Below are 14,976 nucleotides of genomic sequence, written 5' to 3' on the forward strand. Positions count from 1 at the left end.
AAGCTACCCCCCGACGGCGGTCGATTCGGTCAGTCGATTTATGTCCTCTACGTCCTTACGAACGGACATGAATTCTGTCTCGGCTCTCGACTCTCTCGCCGGCGAGTCAGTCGTCGTCGTCGGCGGTGGCTTCGGCGGCCTCTCCACGGCGTGCTACCTCGCGGACGCCGGTGCCGACGTGACGCTGTTGGAGAAGAACGAACAGCTCGGCGGCCGAGCCAGCACGCTCGAACGCGACGGCTTCCGGTTCGACATGGGGCCGTCGTGGTACCTCATGCCCGACGTGTTCGAGCGCTTCTTCGCCTACTTCGGCAAGCAACCGGAAGACTACTACGGGCTGACCCGGCTCGACCCGCACTACCGCATCTTCTTCAAGGACGGCGACCGGGTTGACATGCTCCCCGACGTCGCGGCCAACAAGGCCACCTTCGAGTCGTACGAACCCGGCGCGGGCGACAGGCTCGACGACTACCTCCGGAAGGCCGAGCGGAACTACCGCATCGGGATGGAGCACTTCGTCTACACCGACCGCCCGGACCTCACCGACTACATCGACCTCGACGTGTTCCGGTACTCGTGGGGGCTCTCGCTCGTCGGTTCGATGCAGGACCACGTCGAGAACTACTTCGACCACCCGAAGCTCCAGCAGATAATGCAGTACACGCTGGTGTTCCTCGGCGGCGCGCCGAACAACACGCCGGCGCTCTACAACCTCATGAGCCACGTGGACTTCAACATGGGCGTCTACTACCCCGACGGCGGCCTTGCGGGCGTCGTCGACGCCATCGTCGACCTCGCCGAGGAGTTGGGCGTCGAGTTCCACACCGACGCTCCCGTGGCCGAAATCGCCGGTCGCCGCGGCGGGTTCGCCGTCCGCACCGAGGACGGCCGCGAGTTCCTCTGCGACCAGGTCGTCTCCGACGCCGACTACGCCCACACCGAACAGGAGCTCCTCCCGGAGAAGAAGCGACAGTACGACGCCGACTACTGGGACTCCCGAACGTACGCCCCCTCGGCATTCCTGCTCTATCTCGGCGTCGAGGGCGACGTGGACGAACTCGCCCACCACACGCTCGTGTTACCCACCGACTGGGACGACCACTTCGAGACGATATTCGAAGACCCGGCGTGGCCCGACGACCCCGCGTACTACCTCTGTGTGCCGTCGAAGACCGATGACTCGGTCGCGCCGGAGGGCCACAGCAACCTGTTCGCGCTCGTCCCCATCGCCGCCGGGTTGGAGGACACGCCGGAACTCCGCGAGCGCTACCGCGACCTCGTCCTCGCCGACATCGCCGACAACACCGGCGTCGACCTCCGCGACAGAATCGTCGTCGAGGAGTCGTTCTGCGTGAACGACTTCAAGGAGCGCTACAACAGCACGCAGGGCACGGCGCTCGGTCTCGCGCACACGCTGTTCCAGACGGCGCTGCTCCGGCCGCCCCACGGCTCCGACGCGGTCGACGGCCTCTACTTCACCGGCTCGTTTACCACGCCGGGCATCGGCGTCCCGATGTGTCTCATCAGCGGTCAACTCACCGCCGAGGAGATGGCCGACGACGCGAGGTGACTGCTGACATGGCCGCACAGACCGAGTCCGGCGAGGGCGGTGACGACGGGGGGCGAGCGGGCGACGCCCGGGCAGACGGCGGTCTTCGGGACCGACTCGTCTACCTCGCGGTCCTCTCGCGCCCCCGATTCTGGCTCTACCTCGCCGGGCCCGTCGTCGTCGGCGTCGCGGCCGCCGCGAGCGCCCCGACCGACCTGTTCGGCCTCGAATCGGTCGCCCTGTTCGCGTACTTCCTCGTCCCCGCGAACGTCTTCCTCTACGGCGTCAACGACGTGTTCGACGCCGATGTGGACGAGGCGAACCCGAAGAAAGACGACCGCGAGGCCCGCTGGCGCGGCGACCCAGTAAATACCGCCGTCGTCGCCGGGAGTGGCCTGTTCGGACTCGGCCTGTTCGCCCTCGTTCCCCGGGTGGCGTGGCCGTGGCTCGCCGCGCACTTCTTCCTCGCCGTCGAGTACAGTGCCCCGCCGTTTCGGTTCAAGACGACGCCGCTTCTCGACTCGGTCTCGAACGGCCTGTACGTTCTGCCGGGCGTTGCCGCCTACGCGGCCGTTTCGGGGTCGAATCCCCCGATGCTCGCCGTCGCGGGCGCGTGGCTCTGGACGATGGGGATGCACACGTTCTCCGCGATTCCGGACATCGAACCCGACCGCGAGGCCGGTATTCGGACGACTGCGACGGCCCTCGGCGAGCGCCGGACCTACTGGTACTGCGCCGCGACGTGGGGCCTCGCCGCCGTCGCATTCGCCGCGGTCGACCTCCGACTCGGCGCGCTCTTGGCGGCCTATCCGGTCGTCGTCCTCGGCATCGCCACCTCCGGCGTCGACGTGGACCGGGCGTACTGGTGGTACCCCGTCATCAACACCGTCGTCGGCATGCTCATCACCCTCGGGGCACTCTGGAGGCTCGTCAATGGGTAAAGGCGAGTCCCCGGAGGTACGTCCGTGAGCGCGAGCGACCTGCGGGCGCGGCTGCCGTCCACCCGCGGTGAGGCAGAGGCGGCGCTCGACCGACTGGTGCGCGACAACCGCTTTACCATCTCGGTGTTCTTCCCGCTGAACGGCGCGGTGCTCCTCGTCGCCAGCGCGATGGGCTGGCTCCCCGACCCGCTCGCGTTCAACGCGTTTCTCATCCTCCTCGGGACGCTCGTGATGCGCTCGCCGCTCATCGTGGGTGTCCTCCCGCTCGTGACCCGGCGGGCCGCCCTCGGCGTCGGCGCGCTCACCGCGTACGCCTACGCCATCGAGTACACCGGCGTCACCACGGGCTGGCCGTACGGCTGGTTCCACTACGGCGTCGACCTCGGGCCGACGGTCGCCGGCGTTCCGGTCGGGCTGCCGGTGTTTTTCATCCCGCTCGTGATGAACGCCTACCTGCTGTGTCTGCTCCTGTTGGGCGACCGCGCCCGCAACGGGGTCGTCCGCCTCGGCGTCGTCATCGCGGCCGTCCTCGCCATGGACGTGGTGCTTGACCCCGGCGCGGTCGCGCTCGGCTTCTGGGAGTACTACCGCCTCGCCGACGACGCAGTGCTGTTCTACGGCGTCCCGCTTTCGAACTACGCCGGCTGGGTCGTCAGCGCGACCGTCGCCGTCGTCGCGCTCGACTGGTCGTTCGACCGCGAGGCGCTCCTCGCGCGACTCGACCGCACGGAGTTCATGCTCGACGACCTCGTGAGCTTCGTCATCCTCTGGGGCGGCATCAACGCGTGGTTCGGCAACTGGATTCCCGTCGCGGTCGCGGCGCTGTTCGGTGTCGGACTGCTCAAGACGGACCGGTTCGACTCGCGGCTCCTGCGGCTCCCGCGGCGGTTGCCGTGGCGCTCCTGAGCGTCGGTGTTCTCCGGCGGCTGTTCTGTTCTCAGTCCGACTCGACACCGCGACGACGGCCTCGATAGGCGGCCCCGAGCCGTTTCCACTTGAGCAGGCCGAAGCCGAGGAGGACGATGCCGAAGCCGAGGAGCGTGGTCGCGGTCACGGGCTCCGTGAACAGGAGCCAACTGTACACCGCCCCGAAGCCGGCGGTGGCGTAAGTGACGAGGTTGAGTTCGACCGAGCCGAGGCGGGGGAGAAGCGAGAAGTACAGCAGGTAGCTGACCGCGCTCGCGAAGACGCCGAGATAGACGAGCCCCGCGAGGCCCGCGAGCGATACGTCGACCTGCGCCAGCGACTCCGTCGGACTCGCGGCGCTGGCGAGGTGGGTCACGGCGGCCCCGACGACCATCGCCCACGCGGTCTGGCCGGCGAACGGCATCTCGGCCTCGATTCGTTGGGTGAGCACGCCGCCGAGCGCGAAGGACGCCGCGGCGAGCACGAGTATCGCCTGCCCCGCGGCGTTCGCGCCGAGGAGGTTCGACGGGTCAGGGTCGGTGATGACGACCAACCCGAGGAAGCCGACGGCGACGCCGAGGAGTTCGACCGGGCCGAACCGCTCGTCCGGGAGAAACAGCTTCGCGAATCCGACGGTCAGTATCGGAATCAGCCCCGCGAGCACCGACGCGACCGCGCTCGGGACGGTCTGCTGGCCGACGTTCTGGAGGACGCTGTAGCCCGCGAGCGACAGGAGTCCGGCCAGGGCGACGACCGTCCAATAGCGGCCCGTTCGGGGTCGCCAGTAGTCGGTTCGCCACGCCGCGTACAGCAACAGGAGCGCCGCCCCGAGGTCGAGCCGGAGCGCGGCGTACAGAATCGGCGGGAACGACCCCAGACCGAACGTCACCGCGGGGTAGGTTCCGCCCCACATCGCGGCCAAGAGGACGAACAGGGCGGCGTTCCGATACCGACCGGCGAGGAACGACTCACCGACCATGGTGGAGCGTCAGCCCGCGAGACGGAGGCCTGGCGGCGTCGATTGCGATAGTTCGGGTCGATTCCGCGGATACGAGTCTCGGCCGGTCGCCGGTCGAACGCGATGCGTCTGCGCGTACGCTCATCACCGAAACCGACGCCTGCGATCTCGGAGAACTTACGGGTTAGTATGCTAACGTCCGTCGCCGCCCCCTGCGTTCGGCCGGTCGGTGTCGAGGCCGGCGAGAGCCGAGACGGCCGCCCCGAGGAGCTTTCGCTCCGCGCGACGGAGCGTCTTCGAGATAGCCACGTCGGAGACGCCGCACCGCTCGCCGAGGGAGGCGAGCGACTCGCTCCGGGGCGTCTCGTAGTAGCCGTGTTCGACCGCGGTTCGAAGCACCCGGGCCTCCGTCTCGGTGAGTCGCTCACAGCCGTCGAGGAGCGTCGCGGCCTCGTGGAAGTGGCGGAAGACGTCGGGCGCGACCGAGTCGTCGAGCGGCGTCTGCTCGACGACGGCGAGTTCGTAGCGACGGTCGAGCGAGTCGAGGGTCGCGGCCGCGGCGTGGGGGTCTGCGAACCCGAGGTGCCACCGCTCCCAGCCGTCTCTGTCGCGGAAAGGTGCGATGACCGCGCCGCCGTTGGCGAGGACCGTTTCGATGGCGACGGTCTCTTCGAGCACCACGTGAGCGGTCGCGTGCGAGCCGCGCTTCCGCTTCAGTTCGAAATAGCTGACGCCGTCGGCGTCTCTGAGCGCGCGAATACCGGCTTCCAACTGCGAGCGCCCCGGCGACGAGGCCTCGACCCAGAGGTCGCACCGGCCCGTCTCGGGCGAGAGATTCCAGTACGGCGTGGTCAGCGTCACGTCGTGCGCGGCGGTCACCCGTCCCAGCGGACAGTTTAACCGGGTGTCGAGGGTGACGCGATGCATGCGGTAGACTCAGTCGGCAACCCAGTAAATGGTTTCGCGGAGAAATCGCCCGTTCTCAGTCCGAGCCCCATCGGTTCAGCGACCGGAGCCACCCGGAGACGCGCCCGCTGCGCCGCGACCGACCGACCGGCGTCGAACCGGGGCCGAACTCCGCGTCGAGTTCGTCGTCCTCGGGGTACGGGACGACGCTGACGGCTTTGAACACGGCCACGGGGTCGCGCCAGACGGCCCAGTACGCCGCGGTCTTCGCGAGGAGCGTCACCTTTCGCCCGAAGCTGAGTTCGGGCGTCGTCGTGAGGGTGTCGTAGCCGAGCTTTCGAATCGACCGATGGTGGTCGGCGTACAGCACCGCCGAGAGGAGCACCGGGAACTGGCAGTCCGCCGGGAGGTACTCGATGCCGGCGACGCCGTCGCGGTACAGCGACTCCGTTCGGCGGAGTTCGTCGCGCATCACGTCGGCGACGCGCTCGTCGAACTCGAGGGCGAGTATCTGTTCGGCGTCGACGCCGTGGCGGTCCAGCGTCGTCTGCGGGAGGTACACCCGGTCGCGCTCGACCACGTCTTCGCCCACGTCGCGCAGGAAGTTCGACATCTGGAACGCCTGTCCCAGCGCCGTCGCGTGCGGGAGCGCCGCCTCGGGGTCGTCGGGACGCATGACGTCGGTCATCATTCGACCGACCGCGGAGGCCGACCCGTCCATGTACGTCTCAAGTTCGTCGTAGGTCTCGTAGCGGTCCTTCTCGATGTCCGACTCCATCGCGTCGATGAAGACGTTCACGTCGGCGGGGTCGATACCGTAGCGCTCTCTGAGTTCGGCGAACGCCGACAGGACGGGGTCGTCGGTCTCGACTTCGCCGAGCGCCTCGGCGCGGAGGCGTTCGAGACGCTCGCGCTGTTGTGCCGGCGGCGCGGTCTCCTCGGCGTCGACGACCTCGTCGGCGACCCGAAAGAACGCGTACAACACGTACGTGGCGTGCCTGACACGCTCAGGGAGGAGCCGCGTGGCGAAGTAAAACGTCTTTCCCGTCCGCTGTTGGATGTCTTTTCCCGCCTCGACCTGTGATTCGTTAAGCATCGTTTCGTGTGCGTGACCGCGTCCGTCATCGGGACCAACTGAGCTGACCGGGGAGGACGGTCATTCGTTAGGTCTCTGCCGACATAACGCTTCGTACCATCGTGAAATCGACCCGGGAACCCGCCGACTTCGTGGTGGTACCAGTGCGGGCGTCTCCTGTCAGGTTTCGTTACCAGAACGTGTCGCTGCAGTCGTAGACGACCCCGTGTTCCGGGCAGACGTACTTGCAGTGGCGGTGGTCCATCGACGTGCCACAGAAGGGACAGGGTCGCCCCTTCGGGGACTCGATGGCACACGCGTTCCGTCCGGTGTCGTCGTCCATACGAGTTTTCGTAGGACGCGACCGACATATCCCTTACTGCCGCCGGGGGTCCTGCCGGTTCGAGTCGGTCCGCCGGCGAGGCCGAGTCTGCTCCGCCTCGGACACCGGCGAACGCTGTCGGTGCGGCGGCATCGACCAACCCGACGCGCCCGGAGACTCCACCCGAATTTGGTACGGAACTGGAACAACGCTCATGTGCGGTCGTCGCCGAGTCGAACTCGTCGCGTCGAACGGCACCCGCGAGAATAATACCGCGCTCGACCAATCAACCAAACGAACAGTCGATGGAGAAGGCGCTCTGGTATCTGCTCACGGCGACCCGCGGCGGCGAGAACCGCGTCCGCATCATTCGCGTCCTCTCGGAGCGCCCGCAGAACGCGAACCGCCTCGCCGACGAACTCGACGTGGGCTACAAGACCATCAGACACCACCTCGACGCCCTCGAATCACACGGGGTCGTCGAGGCCGGCGGCGACAAGTACGGACGGCTGTACTTCCTCACCGACCAGTTCGAACGGTACCGCGACACCTTCGAAGAGATCGCGACACACCTCGATTGACCATGGCAATGGACACCCAAATCATGGCGGCCAGCGCCCTCTCGGGCGCGAACATCGTCTTCCTCGCGGCGCTGACCGCCGTGTGGATTCGCAACTACCGGACGTTCCGCACCTCGCTCGTCCTCGGCCTGCTCGCGTTCGCCGTGGTCATGCTCGTGGAGAACGCCGTCGCGCTCTACTTCTTTTTCACCATGCAGAGCTTCTACTCCGGGGACCCCCACGTCCAGCAGGCTGTGTTGGTCCTCCGCGGCCTCCAACTCGTCGCGCTGGCGTTTCTGACCTACGTGACGGTCCGGTGACGACCGACCTCATCGACAGACTCCCGCCCTTCGCTCATCGTCCCAGCCGAATTTGGTACAGACTCGACCCCGGTTCATCACGGAGTCACCCCGAATCTCGAAAAATCGCCTTTAGCCGGTCTCGCGTCTTCGTCGTCGTGGCACCGACCACACGTGAGACCAATGAGAGACACGACGAAAACGACGACGCGACGAACCGTACTCGGACTGACCGGCGCGGGCGCGCTGGCCGCCCTCGCCGGCTGTCTGGGTAGCGCGAGCCTTCCGGGCCAGTCAGCCGGAAACGGGACTAATGGGAACGGACAGTCCGCGCGGACCTACCGCGTGACGGTGGCGAACCTCACGACCGGCCAGCCGTTCACCCCACCCGCGGTGGTCGCCCACCGCGCTAGCGTGGAACTGTTCGCCGTCGGCGACCCGGCAAGCGACGCCATCAGGGAGGTCGCCGAGAACGGGAACCTCGGCCCGCTCGGCGAGTTGGCCGAGGAGACCGACGACGTTCGCGGCGTCGCGGTCGGCGACACGCCGCTCGTTCCTGACGAACTCCCGGCGAGCGAGATGTTCCCCGCGGCCGCGACGCTCGAACTGGAGACCGACGCCAGCGGCGCGTACCTCTCGTTTGTCAGCATGCTCATCGGCACGAACGACGGCTTCGCCGGCCTCGACACCGTCCCGCTCCCGGAGCGGGTCAACGAGTCGCGGTCGTACTTCGCGGCCAGCTACGACGCCGGAACCGAGGTCAACACCGAGGCGTACGGCGATATGGTCCCCCCTGCACAGGCTCTCTACGGCATCGACTCCGGAATCGAGGGAACCGGCGCGAGCGACCCTGACCTCGCCGAAGACGGCGTCGTCACGCCGCACGCGGGCATCGTCGGCGACGGCGACCTCGACCCCGCCGTCTACGGCTGGGACGACCCCGTCGCGCTGGTTCAGGTCGAGCGACTCGACTGAGTCAACCCCGACCCGAGCGCTCGCCTTCGGTGGTCCCGTCGCTCACGGGTCACGGGCGGCGGAGAACGAAAAACCGAGGCGTGGACGCCGTCGGAAGCGAACGACCGGGAGAGGTCGTCCGATGAAACCACGTAGCGTACCACGCGGGAGTGCGGGGGACTCGACCGCGCGATGCTGTCGCAACTGCGTCTACCCGTTGTCGGAGCGCGTTGAACCGCTCTGGTGGTGATGGTGGTGTGGTGGTGGGGGGCGTCCGGTCGGCGAGAGACCGACGCGAACGGGAGGGTCTCTGACAACGGCGATTACCAGTTCGTTATCACCTGTCAAAGCTGTACCGGTGGTTCGAGAACTGGGCCATCGGGCATCGGTGAGATCGAATTCGGTACTGAGACGGCGTGTCGCGCCCCGTACACTCATTTTGTCCACTTAAACGCCAACCAGTACCGGACCCGAGCGGCGGCGCTTCGCGCGTCGGCTCACGGCGCGTTCACTCGCCACCCCCGTCCCCGAACTTCGCGTACGGCCGGCGGTGAGTGTTCCGAATCAGGTCCTCGTCGGAGACGCGAAGCCCCAGTTCGTCTAACTCCTCGCCGATTCGGCTGAGGTCGTCGCCGTCGACGCCGATGGCCCGGACCATGACGTTCCGCTCGCCGGTCATCACCTCCTGTACCTCGACGACGCCGGGGACCGCAGCGGCGGCCTCAGCTAACTCCTCGCGCTCCGGAATCGGGGCTGTACAGACGATGAGCGTGTACAGTTGGTAGCCCGCGCGCTCGTAGTCAACGTCGGCGTGATAGCCGCGGAGCACCCCGTCGGCTTCGAGCCGCCGGATACGGTTTCGGACGGTGCTGGCCGAGGCGTCGAGTTCGTCGGCGATATCGGTCGACGACGTGCGGCGCGCCTCCGACTGCAACGTGTACAGTATCTTCCTGTCCAGCGCGTCGAGTTCTCGACCCGTCATCGTCCGGCCGTCTGTCGCCTGCGACATTAACTTTCCCGGCACCGTTGTCAGAACCTCAGCTCAAAGTAAATAATACGCAACTCTCGATAATCTGCTACATATACGTCCGGACGGCCGATGCTTTCTAACGGGTCGAACGCGAACGAACCGGACACCGACACAGATGACCCCAACAGAGATCGGTATACGCCTCGTCGCGGGGATACTTCTCATCCTCGCGAACGGTTTCTTCGTGGCTATCGAGTTCGCGCTGACCCGCGCGCGCCAGTTCACCGAGTCCGAGTTCGTCGGCGGCGACTCCCGACTCGAACGGGCCTGGGAGATGACCCAGGAGCCCGAACTGTATCTCACGACCTGCCAAGTCGGAATCACGGCGTCGAGCATCGCCGTCGGTATCGTCGCCGAACCCGCGCTAGCGGCGCTGTTCAAGCCGCTGTTCGAGCCGCTGTTCGCCGGCACGACGCTCGCAACCATCGGATTCAGTGCGCTCATCGCGTACATGATTATCAATCTCCTCCACCTCACCCACGGCGAGCAGACGCCGACGTACCTCGGCGTCGAGCGCTCTCGGATGGTCTGTCGCTACGGCGCGACGCCGCTGCACTGGTTTTACGTCGCCATCTCGCCCATCATCAAGTTCGGCGACTGGGTCGCCAAGTGGACGCTCAAGCTCTTCGGTATCGAGATGACGGGCGCGTGGCTCGAAACCGAGACCGACGTCATCGAGTCCCGCGGCCAACTCCGCGAGCGTCTGGACTCGCTCCTCCAAGAGGGCGAACTCCCCGAAGAGCGCCGCGACGAGGTGCTCAACGCGCTCGACGTGGACGAACTCTCCATCAGCGAAATCATGATTCCGACAGACGACATCGTCTCGCTCTCGACGGCGGCGACGCCCGGCGAGAACTTCGACCGGATTCGGAACACGCCGCACACCCGCTTTCCGCTCGTCGGCGAGTCGCTGACGGACTTCCACGGCGTCGTCTACGCGCCCTCCATTATCGACAACTTCGAGGCGCTCCGCGCCGGCGAGCGCTCGTTCGAAGAAATCGCCACGCCGACGATGACGCTCGCCGCCGACACGAACGTCAGCGACGCGTTCGACCAGTTCCAGGCGGAAGACCAGGAACTCGCGCTCGTCCTGCGGGACGGCGAGGTCGTCGGCCTCCTCACCGCGACCGACGCCCTCGAAGCGGTCATGGGCGAACTCGACGACCCGCTCGACTAGCGTCACCGACTCCTCTTCGGTTTTTTTCGACGTGTGGCCGCGGCTCACAGCGATAGCTCTCGGGAACACAAGCGTCGTCGTGACTCACAGACGACTCTCGGCGTGTGACGAATCGAAGAATGCCCGGGGTGGGCTCCGAACCCACGATCTCCGCATGTCCCAGGTGCGAAGCCGGCATGACTTCGCGAGGGGCGGAGGCTTCCAAGGCGTTCCGCACCGATTGTGAAACCCTATGAGTGCGGCGCTATGTCCAGCTAAGCCACCCGGGCTCAACTTCCCGTTGTGTGCTGGTTGTATTTAAGCTTCTCATCTCCGACGACCGCGGGGCGAGTCACCACGCCACTCGATTCGCGTCGTCACCCGCGGATTTATGTCCCAACACCGGGTGCACACACGCATGAGCCAACCGGAGATCGTCCAGTCCGTCCTCGGAGAGGAAGACGTGGTGACGCGCGTCCACCTCGGGGGCGAGGACGAACTGTTTGTAACTCCGACGCGGACGCTCGTCTATCGGGCCGAAGGCCTCCTCTCTGACGAGTCCGTCGACGAATTCTCGCACGCCGCCGAGCGACTGTCCGTCAAGGAAGGGCGACGAAAAGCGAAGCTCTCGTTTGACTACGGTCTCGACGGGAGCGAGACGTTCTCGATGTCCTCGAAGCGGCTCGACGACGCGCTCCAGCCCATCGTCGAGGGCGTGCTCGCGGCCGCCGGCGTGACCGACGAAGACGGCGAGCGCGTCGTCCAGACGTTCCGTTTCAGCGAACTCACGTTCGTCGTCACCGACGCCCGCGTCGTCCGGCACATCGGCAGCGCGGTCTGGGACGAAGACTACGAGTCGTACCGCTACGCCGACGTGACCGACCTCGAATTCGAGTCGGGGAGCGTCGCCACGACGGTCGTGCTCACCGTCGACGGTCGGCAAGAGCGGTTCAAGATACCCAACGAGGAAGCGCGGCTCGTCCGCGAGAAACTCGCGCGGGCGCTGTGCGACTACCACGGCGTCGGCAGTCTCGAGGAGTTCCGCGTCCAGATGGAAAAAGCGCGGGCGAACGACGAGTCCGCCGACGCCGACCGCGACAACACCGACTTCGGCGCGGGCCCCGACCCGCTGAGCGCGAATCCCGGTGAACTGTCCGACGAACCGGCGAACGCCACCCGTGCCGAGGGCGACGCGTCCGCCGAGCCGAGCCAACAGACTGCTCGCAAGCAGTCAGTCGAAGCCCCGTCCGCGACCGGTGCGGTTGCGGAGGCGAAGCAGGCCGCCGAGGCGGCGTCGACCGAATCGTCGTCGGGCAACGTCGCCGACGCCGCGGACCTCGGGTTCGAGGGCTCTGGATTCGAATCGGCCGCCGACTCCGAGTCGGCCGACGCCGGTGCTGTCGATGCCGACTACGCCGAACTCGCCGACGAAATCGAGTCGCTCCGCGAGGTCGTCGAGGCCCAAAGCGAGCAGATTCGCTACCAGCAGGAGCTGGTCGAACAGCTCATCGAAGAACTCCGCCGCGGGCGGTAAACGCGGCAGTTCGCCCGCCGACGACCGTCCGGACACCTATTCCCGCCCGAGCACTTTCCTGATACACGACGAGCCGAACGGCCCGAGTTCACCGGATTCGAACGTCACGAAGTGGCCGGTGGAGATTGACGCGCCGCAGCGGCGGCAGTCGAAGTCGCCCTCCCGCTGGACGACCTGACTCTCGAACCTGACGAACGTGCCGCCGCGGTTGTGACGGACGCGGCCGCCGTCCCGCTCGATGATACCCCGAAGCTCCGCCGTGTCGAGGATGTCGCGCGTGAGCGTCGGGTCCGTGGTGACCGTCTCGATGCGGTCGACGACCTCGGCGAGGGAGAGTTCATCGGCTTCGAGATGCGCGAGGAGGTCGAGCGCGAGTTCGACGCGCTCGTCGCGTGTGGGCTCGGTCACGGTTCGGGAGCCAATCGAACCGGGTCGGGCTAAAGCCCTCCGAAGCACAAAGCGTTTGGTCGCGGCGCGACGACCGACTCCAGAGCTTCCGTGCCCCGTCCGCGCCTCGCCGCCGGCCTCGCGCTCGCGGCCGTCGTCGCCGGTCTTCTGCTCGCGTCACCAGACACCGTCATCGAGCGCGCGGCGTGGGTCGCCGCCGACCCCGTGCGACTCGTCGTCGTCGTGAGCGCGCTGGCGCTCGTCCGCCCGCTTCTCGCGTGGCCGACGACGCTCCTCGCGCTCGTCGTCGGCTACGGCCTCGGCCCGGTCGGCGTCCCGTTCGCGCTGGCGCTCATCGTCCTCACGAGCGTCCCGCCGTTCCTCTTCGCACGGCGCTACCGCGGGACGACCAGACTGGCCGAGGTCGGCGAGCGAACCGTCGAGCAGACCGGCTCCGTCAGGGGCGTCGCCGCGAGTCGCCTGCTGCCGATTCCCTCCGACGTGGTGTCGGTGGCGGCGGGCGTCGCCAACGTCCGACTCGGCGCGTTCGCGCTCGGAACCGCCGTCGGCGAACTCCCGTGGGCCGTCGCGGGCGTCATCGCCGGCGCGTCGGTCGAGACGCTCACGACCGAGTCGCTCGCCGCGGCCGTCCGTCCGGAGTTCGTCGTGCTCGCGGCGGTCGCGGGCGTGTCGATGCTCGTGCCGACCGCGTACCGCCGCTACCGGGGCGAGTCTGGGGCGTAGGAAAACAGAGACGGAAAAGGAACGCGAGGGCCGGTGCGCGAGCGTCGACGGCTTATTCTAACAGCGACTCGCCGGTCATCGCGGATGGCTGGTCGACGCCGACGAGTTCGAGGATGGTCGGCGCGATGTCGCACAGCGACCCGCCCTCGCGGACGGTCCGGCCGCCCGAAAGCGGATGCTCGGGGTCGACCTCGGCGGCTTCGTCCTCGGCGTCGTTCTCCGCGGCCGCCTCGTCGTCGCGGTCGGCCGCGAGGTAAACGAACGGGACGGGGTTGAACGTGTGCGCCGTGTGCGGGTCGTCTTCGGTACCCATGTCGTCGGCGTTGCCGTGGTCTGCGGTGATACAGACGTGACCACCGTGGGCGCGGACGCTCTCGACGAGCCGCCCGAGCTGTTCGTCGACGGCCTCGACCGCCTCGATGGCGGCCTCGTAGTCGCCGGTGTGGCCGACCATGTCGGGGTTGGCGTAGTTGAGCACCATCACGTTCGGGTCGTCGGACTCGATGATACCGATGGCTGTGTCGGTGAGTTCCACCGCAGACATCTCGGGCTGGAGGTCGTAGGTCGGCACGTCGGGGCTCTCGACGATGTTCCGAATCTCGCCGTCGAACTCGACCTCGCGGCCGCCGTTGAGGAAGTAGGTGACGTGGGGGTACTTCTCGGACTCGGCCATGCGCAGTTGCGTCATGTCCGCCTCAGCGAGTACCTCGCCGAGCGTGTCTTCGGGCTGTTCCGGCGGGTAGGCGACCGAGACGTCGAACGTCTTGTCGTACTGCGTCATCGTCGTCATGAGAATCTCCGGCGGCGTCGTCTCGAACTCCCAGACGGGCTCGATGTCGCAGAGCATCCGAACGAGCTGTCGCGCGCGGTCCGCGCGGAAGTTGAAGAAGACGACCGAGTCGCCGTCTTCGAGGGCGGGCGCGTCGTCGACGACGGTGGGCTCGACGAACTCATCGGTGTCGCCGCGGTCGTACGACTCGGTGACGGCGTCGCCGGCGGTGTCGGCGGTCCACTCCGCCTCGCGCTCGACGATGGCGTCGTAGGCGCGCTTGGTGCGCTCCCAGTTTTGGTCGCGGTCCATCGCGTAGTAGCGCCCGGAGACGGTGGCGACGCCGCCGGTTCCCTGCTCCTCGGCGACGGCTTCGAGGTCCGAGAGATATTCCTCGCCGCCGGTGGGACTGGTGTCGCGGCCGTCGGTAAAGGCGTGGGTGACGGCCTCGACGCCGCGGTCGGCGGCGAGTCCGATGAGCGCGTGGAGATGCTGTTGGTCGGAGTGGACGCCGCCGTCGGAGACGAGGCCCATGAGGTGCACGCGGCCGTCGTGTTCGTCGGCGTGGTCATAGGCGGCCGTGATGGCCTCGTTCTCGAAGAACGAGCCGTCGTCGATGCTGTCGCCGATGCGGGTGTACGCCTGCTTGACGACGCGGCCGGCCCCGATGTTGAGGTGGCCGACCTCGCTGTTGCCCATCTGGCCGTCCGGGAGGCCGACGCGCCGGCCGTCGACGATGAGCGTTCCGAACGCGCCCGCGTCGCGGTAGCGGTCGAAGTTCGGCGTGTCCGCCGCCTTGATAGCGTCGCGGCGGTCGTGGTCACCGAGGCCCCACCCGTCGAGGATGATGAGTGCTGCGTCCATGCGTCGCCGTTCGGCGCGCCGG

At 67.3% G+C, this 14,976-nt stretch carries 16 protein-coding genes and 1 tRNA gene; 9 read left to right on the forward strand and 8 right to left on the reverse strand.

Annotation, left to right across the window (positions count from 1 at the left end; translation table 11 throughout):
• Positions 1 to 67: 67 nt before the first annotated feature.
• From AM590_RS11225 to cruF, 3 genes are read left to right on the forward strand one after another with little or no spacing between them, the layout of a single operon-like run.
• On the forward strand, positions 68 to 1,570 hold the full coding sequence (locus AM590_RS11225; protein ID WP_058827550.1) for an NAD(P)/FAD-dependent oxidoreductase: 1,503 nt from the start codon (positions 68 to 70) through the stop codon (positions 1,568 to 1,570).
• On the forward strand, positions 1,567 to 2,490 hold the full coding sequence (locus tag AM590_RS11230) for a prenyltransferase (protein ID WP_082677715.1): 924 nt from the start codon (positions 1,567 to 1,569) through the stop codon (positions 2,488 to 2,490). The genes AM590_RS11225 and AM590_RS11230 overlap by 4 nt, the downstream gene beginning before the upstream one ends.
• Positions 2,491 to 2,514: 24 nt before the next feature.
• Entirely contained in the window at positions 2,515 to 3,396 is an 882-nt protein-coding gene (gene cruF / locus AM590_RS11235; RefSeq protein WP_058827552.1) for a bisanhydrobacterioruberin hydratase, read from the forward strand.
• 31 nt (positions 3,397 to 3,427) lie between these two features.
• Here the strand turns inward: cruF and AM590_RS11240 are convergent, their stop codons facing one another.
• The 4 genes from AM590_RS11240 to AM590_RS20865 all read right to left on the reverse strand — a co-directional run bounded on the left by AM590_RS11240 (position 3,428) and on the right by AM590_RS20865 (position 6,678).
• A complete protein-coding gene (locus AM590_RS11240) occupies positions 3,428 to 4,375 on the reverse strand; it encodes a DMT family transporter (RefSeq protein WP_058827553.1) in 948 nt (315 codons plus the stop codon).
• Between the two features lie 171 nt (positions 4,376 to 4,546).
• Positions 4,547 to 5,281, reverse strand: a complete 735-nt coding sequence (locus AM590_RS11245) for a helix-turn-helix domain-containing protein (RefSeq protein WP_058827554.1) — start codon at positions 5,279 to 5,281, stop codon at positions 4,547 to 4,549.
• 55 nt (positions 5,282 to 5,336) lie between these two features.
• A complete protein-coding gene (locus AM590_RS11250) occupies positions 5,337 to 6,356 on the reverse strand; it encodes a phytoene/squalene synthase family protein (protein WP_058827555.1) in 1,020 nt (339 codons plus the stop codon).
• A 169-nt stretch (positions 6,357 to 6,525) separates the two neighbouring features.
• A complete protein-coding gene (locus AM590_RS20865; protein WP_004974999.1) occupies positions 6,526 to 6,678 on the reverse strand; it encodes an HVO_2523 family zinc finger protein in 153 nt (50 codons plus the stop codon).
• Positions 6,679 to 6,962: 284 nt separating this feature from the next.
• On the opposite strand from AM590_RS20865, the gene AM590_RS11255 reads away from it, so the two are divergent.
• From AM590_RS11255 to AM590_RS11265, 3 genes are all read left to right on the forward strand, one after another.
• Entirely contained in the window at positions 6,963 to 7,238 is a 276-nt protein-coding gene (locus AM590_RS11255; protein WP_004969621.1) for a winged helix-turn-helix domain-containing protein, read from the forward strand.
• Positions 7,239 to 7,240: 2 nt separating this feature from the next.
• A complete protein-coding gene (locus AM590_RS11260) occupies positions 7,241 to 7,537 on the forward strand; it encodes a hypothetical protein (protein ID WP_058827556.1) in 297 nt (98 codons plus the stop codon).
• A 162-nt stretch (positions 7,538 to 7,699) separates the two neighbouring features.
• Positions 7,700 to 8,491 (forward strand): spondin domain-containing protein, encoded by a 792-nt coding sequence (locus AM590_RS11265; RefSeq protein WP_058827557.1) that lies wholly within the window; start codon positions 7,700 to 7,702, stop codon positions 8,489 to 8,491.
• 487 nt (positions 8,492 to 8,978) lie between these two features.
• On the opposite strand, the gene AM590_RS11270 is transcribed toward AM590_RS11265, so the two are convergent.
• The gene (locus AM590_RS11270) at positions 8,979 to 9,452 is read right to left on the reverse strand and encodes an Lrp/AsnC family transcriptional regulator (protein WP_058827733.1); all 474 of its coding nucleotides are present in this window, start codon (positions 9,450 to 9,452) and stop codon (positions 8,979 to 8,981) included.
• A gap of 163 nt (positions 9,453 to 9,615) precedes the next feature.
• Between AM590_RS11270 and AM590_RS11275 the strand changes: the two genes are divergently transcribed.
• A complete protein-coding gene (locus AM590_RS11275; RefSeq protein WP_058827558.1) occupies positions 9,616 to 10,677 on the forward strand; it encodes a CNNM domain-containing protein in 1,062 nt (353 codons plus the stop codon).
• Between the two features lie 120 nt (positions 10,678 to 10,797).
• Here the strand turns inward: AM590_RS11275 and AM590_RS11280 are convergent.
• Positions 10,798 to 10,946: transfer RNA gene (locus AM590_RS11280), tRNA-Met, on the reverse strand.
• A gap of 128 nt (positions 10,947 to 11,074) precedes the next feature.
• Here AM590_RS11280 and AM590_RS11285 point away from each other — a divergent pair.
• The gene (locus tag AM590_RS11285; RefSeq protein WP_058827559.1) at positions 11,075 to 12,190 is read left to right on the forward strand and encodes a hypothetical protein; all 1,116 of its coding nucleotides are present in this window, start codon (positions 11,075 to 11,077) and stop codon (positions 12,188 to 12,190) included.
• Positions 12,191 to 12,226: 36 nt separating this feature from the next.
• On the opposite strand, the gene AM590_RS11290 is transcribed toward AM590_RS11285, so the two are convergent.
• Positions 12,227 to 12,598, reverse strand: coding sequence for a DUF5830 family protein (locus AM590_RS11290; RefSeq protein ID WP_008095381.1), 372 nt, complete (start codon positions 12,596 to 12,598; stop codon positions 12,227 to 12,229).
• Positions 12,599 to 12,688: 90 nt separating this feature from the next.
• Between AM590_RS11290 and AM590_RS11295 the strand changes: the two genes are divergently transcribed.
• Positions 12,689 to 13,321 (forward strand): TVP38/TMEM64 family protein, encoded by a 633-nt coding sequence (locus tag AM590_RS11295; RefSeq protein WP_058827560.1) that lies wholly within the window; start codon positions 12,689 to 12,691, stop codon positions 13,319 to 13,321.
• A gap of 52 nt (positions 13,322 to 13,373) precedes the next feature.
• Here AM590_RS11295 and gpmI read toward each other — a convergent pair whose 3' ends face one another.
• On the reverse strand, positions 13,374 to 14,954 hold the full coding sequence (gene gpmI / locus AM590_RS11300) for a 2,3-bisphosphoglycerate-independent phosphoglycerate mutase (RefSeq protein ID WP_058827561.1): 1,581 nt from the start codon (positions 14,952 to 14,954) through the stop codon (positions 13,374 to 13,376).
• Positions 14,955 to 14,976 lie beyond the last annotated feature (22 nt).

The sequence above is a fragment of the Haloferax sp. Q22 genome (genome assembly GCF_001482285.1).
Taxonomy (GTDB): Archaea; Halobacteriota; Halobacteria; order Halobacteriales; family Haloferacaceae; genus Haloferax.